The sequence below is a fragment of the Kitasatospora sp. NPDC005856 genome (assembly GCF_040629945.1).
Taxonomy (GTDB): Bacteria; Actinomycetota; Actinomycetes; order Streptomycetales; family Streptomycetaceae; genus Kitasatospora.
In genome coordinates, this window is record NZ_JBEXWT010000155.1 from 1 (window position 1) to 10,664 (window position 10,664).

General features: G+C 76.0%; 2 protein-coding genes. Both read right to left on the reverse strand.

Annotated elements, in window-relative coordinates; translation table 11 throughout:
• On the reverse strand, nt 1–5,202 hold a 5,202-nt coding region (locus ABZ449_RS40710), incomplete at its 3' end, for a beta-ketoacyl synthase N-terminal-like domain-containing protein (protein ID WP_360356836.1).
• 36 nt (nt 5,203–5,238) lie between these two features.
• On the reverse strand, nt 5,239–10,664 hold a 5,426-nt coding region (locus ABZ449_RS40715), incomplete at its 5' end, for a type I polyketide synthase (RefSeq protein WP_360356839.1).

Below are 10,664 nucleotides of genomic sequence, written 5' to 3' on the forward strand. Positions count from 1 at the left end.
CAGGGTGCCGGTGCCGCCGGTGATCAGCACGGTGCCCTCGGGGTCCAGCGGCGCCGGCACGGTGACCACGTTCTTGCCCACGTGCTTGGCCTGGCCGATGTGCCGGAAGGCCTCGACGGCGTTGCGCACGTCCCAGGCCGTGGTCGGCAGGGCGTGCAGCGCGCCGGCGTCGAACAGGGCGATGACCTCGGCGAGGATCTCGCCCATCCGCGCCGGGCCGGCCTCGCCGAGGTCGAAGGCGCGGTAGCGGACGTCCTCGCGCGGGACGTGGGTGCGGACGTCCGCCTTGCCCATCTCCAGGAACCGCCCGCCCGGCGCGAGCAGGCGCAGCGAGGCGTCGACGAACTCGCCGGCCAGCGCGTTGAGCACGACGTCCACGCCGCGTCCGCCGGTGGCCGCACGGAAGGACGCCTCGAAGTCCAGGTCGCGGGAGGAGGCGATGTGGCTGTCGTCGAGGCCCTGGGCCCGCAGCACGTCCCACTTGCCGGCACTGGCCGTGCCGTAGACGTCGAGGCCCAGGTGCCGGCCGAGCTGGACGGCGGCCATGCCGACGCCACCGGCGGCGGCGTGCACCAGCACCGACTCGCCCGGCTGGGCGTCGGCCAGGTCGCGCAGCCCGTAGTAGGCCGTCGCGAACACCAGCGGGACGGCGGCGGCCTGGCCGAAGGCCCAGCCGTCGGGGATGCGGGCCAGCAACAACCGGTCGGTGACCGCGGTGGCGGCGATGCCGCCGGAGAAGAAGCCGAACACCCGGTCCCCGGGGGTGAGATCGGCGACGCCGGGGCCGGTGCCGACCACCACGCCGGCCGCCTCGGCGCCCATCGGCGCGCGCTCCGGGTACATGCCGAGTGCGATCAGGACGTCGCGGAAGTTCACGCCGGCCGCGCGGACGGCGACCCGCACCTCGCCGGGGCCCAGCGGCCGGTCGGCGTCCGGGGCGGCGACCAGGGCGAGGTTCTCCAGCGTCCCCGGGCCGAGGGTGTCCAGGCGCCAGGCCTCCCGGCCGGGCGGTACGGCGAGCGCGGCCGCGGGCCGGGCCAGCCGGGCGGCGAGGACGACGCCGTCGCGGACGGCCAGCACCGGCTCGGCACCGTGGGCGGCGACCGCGCACCAGTCGTCGGCCGAGCCCTCGCCGTCCAGGTCGACCAGCACGATCCGGTCGGGGTTCTCGGTCTGCGCGGACCGGACCAGGCCCCGGGCCGCGGCGGCGACCAGGTCGACGGGCTCCTGACCGACGGCGACGGCGCCGCGGGTCACGACCACCAGCCGGCTCTCCGTCAGCCTCTCCTCGGCCAGCCAGGCCTGGAGGACCGACAGCAGCCGGCCGGTCGTCTCCCGCACCCGGGCGGGCAGGTCGGCGGCCTCGGCGGCGGTGGCGGGGACGGGCAGCACGACGGCCCGCGGGGCCGGGCGGCCGCCGTCGAGCGCGGCGACCAGCTCGGCCGGGCCGGTGTACCGGGGCGCGTCGAACGGCGGGAGGGAGAGCGGCGGGGTGTCCGCGTCGTCCGGGCCGGCCGGATCGAGCACCGCCCAGGTCCCGGGCTCGACGGTGGCGCCCACCGTCGTGAGCGGGGTCCAGTCGAGCGCGAACAGCGCCTTGGCGACCTCGGGGTCGACGGCGGGGCGCAGCTGCTCGGCCTCGACCTCACGCAGCACGAGGGAGTCGACGGTCATGACGGGGGCCCCGGTGCCGTCGGCGACGCTCAGCGCCACGCCGTCGCCGGTCACGGTCAGGGTCACCCGCAGCGCGGCGGCACCGGCCGCGTACAGCCGGACGCCGGTCCAGGCGAACGGCATCCGGGCGGCGTGGTGGGCGTCCATGGCACTGGAGAAGCCGACCGCGTGCAGCGCGGCGTCCAGCAGCGCGGGGTGCAGTCCGTACGTCGGCGCCTGGCCGGCGGCGACCTCGGGGAGCAGGACCTCGGCGTGGACGCTGTCGCCGGTCTTCCAGGCCGCGTGCAGGCCCTGGAAGGCCGGTCCGTAGCCGTAGCCGACGGCCGACAGCCGGTCGTAGAAGCCGGTGAGGTCGACGGGCTCGGCCCCCACGGGCGGCCAGGCCCCGGGAACGGCGGGGGCGGCGGCGGCGACCGAGGTGGAGGCGGCGCTCGCCGGGGAGAGCGTCCCGGTCGCGTGGCACACCCAGGCGGAGTCCTCCGCCTCGGTGCGCGACAGCACCTCCACGGAGCGCTCCCCGGCCTCGTCGGCCTCGGAGACGCTCACCTGAACGGCGATCCCGCCCTGCTGCGGCAGCACCAGCGGCGACTGGATCACCAGCTCGCGCAGCACCTCGCAGCCGGCCTCGCGGCCCGCCCTCAGCGCCATCTCCACCAGGGCCGTCCCGGGCACCAGCACGGTGTCCAGCACGGCGTGATCGGCGAGCCAGGGGTGAACCGCCAGACTCAGCCGTCCGGTCAGCACCAGCCCCCCACCGTGCAGGGCGACCACCGCACCCAACAGCGGGTGCCGGGCCCCGGTCTGGCCGAGGGCCTTCACGTCACCCGCCCCGGCGGTGGGCTTCAGCCAGTACCGCTGCCGCTGGAAGGCGTAGGTCGGCAGGTCGAGCCGGCGGTCACCGGTGACGACCTTGGACCAGTCGAGTTCGGCGCCGGTGGTCCACAGGGCGGCGAGCGCGGTCAGCGCGGTCTCGGACTCGGAGCGGTCACGGCGCAGCAGCGGCGCGAACACGCCGTCGCCGGCCTGCTGTCCGGCCAGACCCGACAGCACGGCGTCCGGGCCCAGCTCGACGTAGCGGGTGACGCCCTCGCCGTGCAGGGCCTCGACACCGTCGGCGAAGCGGACGGCCTCGCGGACCTGGCGCAGCCAGTAGCCGGGGGTGGTGAGCAGTCCGGGCCCGGCGAGCTCGCCGGTCAGGTTGGAGACGAGCGGCAGCTGCGGCTCGCCGAAGGTCAGGCCCTTCAGGACGGCCTCGAACTCGGCGAGCATCGGCTCCATCAGCGCCGAGTGGAAGGCGTGCGAGACGGTCAGCCGGCGGGTCTTGCGGCCCTCGGCCTGCCAGCGTGCCGCGAACTCCTCCACGACCTCCGCCGGACCCGAAACCACCACCGAGGCAGGCCCGTTGACGGCCGCGACGTCCAGCCGCTCGCCGATCTCCGCCCGCACCTCGGCCTCGGTCGCCTCGACCGCGAGCATCGCCCCACCGCTCGGCAGCGCCTCCATCAGCCGGCCGCGCGCCGCGACCAGCGCGCAGGCGTCCGGCAGCGAGAACACACCCGCCACGTGGGCCGCCGCCACCTCGCCGATCGAGTGCCCGAGCAGGAAGTCCGGCACCACACCCCAGGACTCCAGCAGCCGGTACGAAGCCACCTCGACCGCGAACAGCCCGGCCTGGGCCCAGACCGTACGGTCCAGCTCCTCGACGCCCTCGAACACCACCTCCTTCACCGGCCGCTCCAGCAGCCGGTCCAGCTCCGCGCACACCGCGTCGAAGGCCTCGGCGAACACCGGGAACGCCTCGTACAGCCCCCGGCCCATCCCGACCCGCTGCGCACCCTGCCCCGTGAACAGGAACGCCGTCCGCCCCTCGCCCGTCACGCCCGAGAGCACCTGCGCCGACGACTCGCCCGCCGCCAGCGCGGCCAGGCCGTCCAGCAGCGCCGCCCGGCCGTCACCGAGCACCACCGCACGGTGCGCCAGCCCGGCCCGGGCGAGCAAGGTCCCCGCCACGTCCACCGGACCGAACTCCCGCTCGCGGCCCAGGAATTCGGCCAGGCGTCCGGCCTGCGCGGCCAGTGCCCCGGCCGACCGACCCGACACCGGCCACGGCAGTACGCCGTGCAACGCCGGGGATGCCGGGGATGCCGGGGAGGCCTCCGCCGCCGCGATCTCCGGCGCCGACTCCAGGATGACGTGGGCGTTGGTGCCGCTGATCCCGAAGGACGAGACACCCGCCCGGCGCGGCCGGTCCGCCTCCGGCCACGGCCGGGACTCGCTCAGCAGCTTGACCGCTCCCGTCGACCAGTCGACCTGCGGCGTCGGCTCCTCCGCGTGCAGGGTCGCGGGCAGCACACCCTGCCGCATCGCCTGCACCATCTTGATCACACCCGCCACACCGGCCGCGGCCTGGGTGTGGCCGATGTTCGACTTGATCGACCCCAGCCACAACGGCTGTTCCGCCGACCGCTCCTGGCCGTAGGTGGCCAGCAGCGCCTGCGCCTCGATCGGGTCACCCAGCTTCGTCCCGGTGCCGTGCGCCTCCACGGCGTCCACCTCGGCCGCCTCCAGGCGGGCGTTGGCCAGCGCCTGACGGATCACCCGCTCCTGCGAGGGACCGTTCGGCGCCGTCAGACCGTTGGAGGCGCCGTCCTGGTTGACCGCACTGCCCCGCACCACCGCCAGCACCTGGTGCCCGAGCCGCTGGGCGTCCGAGAGCCGCTCCAGCACCAGCACGCCGACGCCCTCGCCCCAGCCGGTACCGTCGGCGCCGGCCGCGAAAGCCTTGCAGCGGCCGTCCGAGGCCAGGCCGCCCTGCCGGTTGAAGGAGGCGTACCCGCCGGGGGTCGACATCACGGTGGCGCCGCCCGCGAGGGCCAGGTCGCACTCGCCGGAGCGCAGCGCCTGCGCCGCGAGGTGCATCGCCACCAGCGAGGAGGAGCAGGCCGTGTCCACCGTGACGGCCGGGCCCTCCAGCCCGAACACGTAGGAGAGCCGGCCGGACATCACGCTGGCGGTGGTGCCGGTCGCGATGTGCCCCTCCAGGCCCTCCGGGGAGGCGAGCGCGACCAGACCGTAGTCCTGGCCGTTGGTGCCCGCGAACACTCCGGTGCGGCTGCCGCGCAGCGCGCGCGGGTCCAGGCCGGCGGCTTCGAAGGCCTCCCAGGAGGCCTCCAGCAGCAGCCGCTGCTGCGGGTCCATGGCGGTGGCCTCGCGCGGCGAGATGCCGAAGAACTCGGCGTCGAACTCGTCGGCGTCGTGGATGAAGCCGCCCTGCCGCGCGTAGTCCTCGTCCTCGTCCTCGGCCCAGCCCCGGTTGACCGGGAAGTCGCCCACCGCGTCGGCGCGTTCGGCCACCAGCCGCCACAGGTCGGCGGGCGTCCGGACGCCGCCGGGGAAGCGGCAGCCCATGCCGACGATCGCGATCGGCTCCTGCGCGCGGTCCTCGATGGTGCGGATCCGGCGGTGCGCCTGACGGAGCTCGGTCGTCACCCACTTCAGATGGTCGAGCAGCTTCTGGTCATCCGCCATGGATCTTCCCCTTCACGAGCGGTGCCTCGACGCCGATCAAGCCGGGCCCCCGAATTCCTTCCGGATGAGGTCGAGGACCTCATCCGCGCTGGCGTCGTCCAGCGCGTCGTCCGTGTGCTTCTCTCCCGTGTCCGCCAGGCGGGCCAGCAGGCCCTGGAGCCGGGCGGCGACGTCCGCCCGTTCCCGCTCGTCGGCGTCGAGCCGCAGCAGCCTGGCCTCCAGCCGGTCCAGGTCAGCCGCCAGGTCGACCGTCCGGTCGGCCTCCTCGGGCAGCAGCAGGCTGCCGAGGTGGGCGCCGAGCGCGGTGGGCGTCGGGTGGTCGAACACCAGCGTGGCCGGCAGGTTGAGGCCGGTCTCGTGGTGCAGCAGGTTGCGGAACTCCACCGCGATCAGCGAGTCGAAGCCGATCGAGCGGAACGCCTGGTCCGGTGCGACGGCCTCGGCGCTGTCGCGGCCGAGGACCGCGGCGGCGCGGGCGCGGACCAGGTCGAGCAGCATCCGCTGCCGCTGCGGCGCGGGCAGCGCCGCCAGCTCCTGGCGCAGCCCGGCGGCCCCGTCCGGGGTGACCGTCTCCGGCACCAGCGGGACCAGCGCCGCGAACTCCGCCAGGTCGCGCATCAGCGGGTTCGGCCGCGTCCCGGCGAACCGGGGCACGAAGGTGGGCCAGTCGATGTCCGCGACCACCAGGTTCGGCCGGTCCTCGCCGATCGCCCGGGCCAGCGCCCGGACCGCCGAGGCGGGGTCCATCGCCGGGACTCCGCTGCGGCGCAGTCGGTCCGTCACCACCTGGCCGGTGGCCATGCCGTCCTGCGCCCACGGGCCCCAGGCCACCGACACGCCGGGCAGGCCCCGGTCGTACCGGTGCTCCATCCAGGCGTCCAGGAAGGCGTTGGCCGCAGCGTAGTTGCCCTGTCCGGTGCTGCCGATGGTGCCGGCCAGCGAGGAGAACGCGACGAAGAAGTCCAGGTCGCCGGTGAGTTCGTCCAGGTGCACCAGGCCGGACGCCTTCGCCGCCAGGACGGTCGCGAACCGCTCCGGGGTGAGGGAGTCGAGCGTGCCGTCGTCCAGGACGCCGGCGGCGTGCACGACGCCGATCAGCGGGGCGTCGGACGGCACCCGGGCCAGCACCGCCGCCAGCGCGTCCCGGTCGGCGGCGTCGCAGGCCGCGACGGTCGCCTCGGCGCCCAGTTCGGCGAGTTCGGCGACCAGTTCCGCGGCGCCGGGCGCCTCCGGGCCCCGGCGGCCGGTCAGCAGCAGCCGGGTGACACCGGACGCGGCGAGCCAGCGGGCGACCACCGCGCCCAGCGCGCCGGTTCCGCCGGTCACCAGCACGGTGCCGGGGCGGGACGGCGCCCACGAGGGCTCCGCCGCCGCGTCGGTGGCGTCGACCCGGACGAGGCGCCGGACGAGGAGCTCGCCCGTACCGCGCACCGCGGCCTGGTCCTCGCCGGGCGTGCCGCCCAGCACCGCGGCCAGCGTCCGGCCGGCCGCGGCGTCCACGGTCTCCGGCAGGTCGACCAGGCCGCCCCAGCGCTGCGGGTGCTCCAGCGCGGCCACCCGGCCGAGGCCCCACACCTGCGCCTGCACCGGGTCGGCGAGCACGTCGCCGGGTCCGGTCCGGACGGCGCCGCGGGTGAGCGTCCACAGCGGCGTCTTCAGGTTGGCCTCGCCGAGCGCCTGCACCGCCACCAGGGTGGCGGCCACGGCCGGCGGGACGGCGGGGCCGTCGGCGTCCGGGCCGTCGTGGGCGGCGGCCAGCAGCACCGCACCGGCCACGTCGGGCACGCCCTCGACCGCCGCCAGGAGGCGGGCCGCGAGGGCGGCCCGGTCGAGGTCCGCCGGATCCAACGCGAGGTCGACGGTGCCCGCCCCGGCGGAGCGGATGGCCGTGCGCACGCCCTCGGCCAGGTCCCGGTCGGTCCCGTCGAGGACGACCACCAGCCAGCTGCCGTCCAGTTCCGGCTCGGCGACCGGGGCCGGAAGCGGCTTCCAGGTGACCTGGTAACGCCAGGTGTCGAGTACCGAGTCCCGGCGGCGCAGCCGGCGCCAGGAGGAGAGCGCGGGCAGGATCTCGCCGAGCACCTCGGAGCGCCCGTCGAGGCGCAGCGTGTCCGCCAGCTCGTCCAGGTCCTCGCGCTCGACGGCCTCCCAGAACCGGGATTCCACGGCGTCCCCGGCCGGTGCCGGCGCGGGCGCCGGGGTCGGCCAGAACCGCTCGTGGTGGAAGGCGTAGGTGGGCAGGTCGATCCGCCGGCCGTGCGGCAGGACCGCCGGCCAGTCGACCTCGACGCCGGCCGTCCAGAGCCGGCCCAGCGCGTGCAGCGCCGTCTCGGCCTCGTTCCGGTCGCGCCGCATCACGGGGGTGAACACGGCCTCGGAGACGGACTGCTGGGCCATCGCGCAGAGCACGCCGTCGGGGCCGAGCTCCACGAAGCGCGTGACGCCCTCGCGGTGCAGGGCCTCGACGCCGTCGGCGAAGCGGACCGCCTCGCGGACGTGGCGCACCCAGTACTCCGGGGTGGACAGCTGTCCGGGCCCGGCGAGTTCGCCGGTCAGGTTGGAGACGACCGGGACGCTCGGCTCGGCGAAGGTCAACCCGCCGAGCACTGCGGCGAATTCGGCGAGCATCGGCTCCATCAGGGCCGAGTGGAAGGCGTGCGAGACGGTCAGGCGACGGGTCTTGCGACCCTCCGCCGACCAGCGCGCCGCGAACTCCTCGACCACCTCGGCGGAGCCGGAAACCACCATCGAGGTGGGCCCGTTGACGGCGGCGACGTCCAGCCGCCCGCCGATCTCCGCCCGCACCTCGGTCTCCGTGGCCTGCACCGCGAGCATCGCCCCGCCGGCCGGCAGTGCCTGCATCAGCCGCCCGCGCGCCGCGACCAGGGCGCACGCGTCGGCCAGCGACAGGACACCGGCGACGTGGGCCGCGGCGATCTCGCCGATCGAGTGCCCGAGCAGGAACTCCGGTGTGACGCCCCAGGATTCGAGCAGCCGGTACGACGCCACCTCGACGGCGAACAGCCCGGCCTGCGCCCAGACCGTACGGTCCAGGTCCTCGGCGCCCCCGAAGACGACATCCTTGACCGGCCGGTCCAGCAGCAGGTCGAACTCCGCGCAGACCGCGTCGAAGGCCCCGGCGAACACCGGCTGCGCCTCGTACAGGTCCCGGCCCATGCCGGCCCGCTGGGCGCCCTGCCCGGTGAACAGGAAGGCCGTCCGGCCCTCCTGCACGGTGCCGGTGACCACGGCCGCCGAGAAGGCCGCCGAGGCGAGGGCCCCGGCGCCCGAGCGCAGCGCGTCCCGGTCGCCGCCGAGCACGACCGCGCGGTGGGCCAGCCCGGCCCGCCCGGTCGCCAGCGACCAGGCCGCGTCGGCCGGGTCGACCTGGTCGTGCTCGGGTCGGCTGTCCAGGTGCTCGGCCAGCCGTCCCGCCTGGGCGCGCAGCGACTCGGCGCTCTGCCCGGACAGCAGCCAGGGCAGGCCGCCTGCCGGAACCGTCGCCGGGGGCCGCACCGGGTCCGCCGCCGGGGCGGACTCCAGGATGACGTGGGCGTTGGTGCCGCTGATGCCGAAGGAGGAGACGCCCGCGCGGCGCGGACGGTCCGCCTCGGGCCACGGGCGCGCCTCGGTCAACAGCTCGACCGAACCGGCCGTCCAGTCCACCTGCGGGGACGGCTCGTCCACGTGCAGGGTCGCCGGGAGCACGCCGTGGCGCATGGCCAGCACCATCTTGATGATGCCCGCGACACCGGCGGCGGCCTGGGTGTGGCCGATGTTGGACTTGATCGAGCCCAGCCAGAGCGGCTCCCCGGCGCGCTGCCGGCCGTAGGTCGCGAGCAGCGCCTGGGCCTCGATCGGGTCGCCCAGCGAGGTGCCGGTGCCGTGCGCCTCGACGGCGTCCACGTCGGCCGGCTCCAGGCGGGCGTTGGCCAGGGCCTGCCGGATCACCCGCTGCTGGGCCGGGCCGTTCGGGGCGGTCAGCCCGTTGGACGCGCCGTCCTGGTTGACCGCGCTCCCCCGGACCACCGCCAGCACCTCGTGCCCGTTGCGGCGGGCGTCCGAGAGCCGCTCGACCAGCAGCACGCCGACGCCCTCGCCCCAGCCGGTACCGTCCGCACCGGCCGCGAAGGCCTTGCAGCGGCCGTCCGAGGCCAGGCCGCCCTGCCGGGCGAACTCGCCGAACACACCCGGCGTGGACATCACGGTGACACCGCCGGCCAGCGCCAGCTCGCACTCCCCGCGCCGCAGCGCCTGCGCCGCCAGGTGCAGGGCGACCAGCGAGGCCGAGCACGCGGTGTCCACCGTCATCGCCGGGCCCTCCAGCCCGAACGCGTACGCCACCCGGCCGGAGAGCACCGCCGCCGCGTTGCCGGTGGCGACGTGGCCCTCGACCTTGTCCGCCGAGGCGGCGAGCAGCGTCGGGTAGTCCTGGCCGTTGGTGCCCGCGAAGACGCCCACGGACCGGCCCCGCGCGGACCGCGGGTCCATCCCGGCGGACTCGAAGACCTCCCAGACCGTCTCCAGCAGCAGGCGCTGCTGGGGGTCCATCGCCAACGCCTCGCGCGGCGAGATCCCGAACAGCGTCGCGTCGAACTCCGCGACGCCGTCGAGGAATCCGCCCACGGCCGCGTACGAGCCCGACCGGTCGGCGAGGTCCCAGCCGCGGTCGGCGGGGAAGCCGGTCATCGCGTCTCCGGAGCCGGAGAGCAGTGCCCACAGGGCCTCCGGGGTCCGGGCGCCGCCCGGGAAGCGGCAGGCCATGCCGACGATCGCGATCGGCTCGTCCTCGACGGCCACGGTGCCGGTGTCCGGCGCCGTGACGGGCTCGGTCGAGCCGTACAGCTCGGTGAGCAGGAACTCGCCCAGCGCGGTCGGCGTCGGGTGGTCGAAGACCAGCGTGGCCGGCAGCCGGAGGCCGGTGCGGGCACCGACCAGGTTCCGGAAGGCCACCGCGGTCAGCGAGTCGAAGCCGATGTCGCGGAAGGCCCGGCCGGGCTCCACGCTCGCACCGGAGGCGTGTCCGAGCACAGCGGCGGCGCTGCCGCGGATCAGGTCCAGCACGGCCCGCTCGCGCTGGGCGGCGGGCAGTTCCGCCAGGCCCAGCGGTCCGGACTGTTCCGCCTCGGCCCGGTCAAACCGCTCGGTCGGGGCCGCTTCGGGCAGCTCGGCCAGTAGCGGGCTGGTCCTGGCCCCGGCGAAGGCGGGCAGCATCCGCGCCCAGTCGACGTCGGCGATCGCCACGAAGTCCTCGCCGTGGTCGACGGCCCTGGCCATCGCCTCCATCGCCAGCCGGGCGTCCATCGGCGTCAGTCCGGCGCGCCGGACCCGGTCGGCCACCAGCTGGTCGGTGGCCATGCCCTGCTCCGCCCAGGCGCCCCAGGCGATCGAGAGTCCGGCCAGGCCGCGAGCGCGGCGCTGCTGGATCCAGGCGTCCAGGAAGGCGTTGGCCGCGGCGTAGT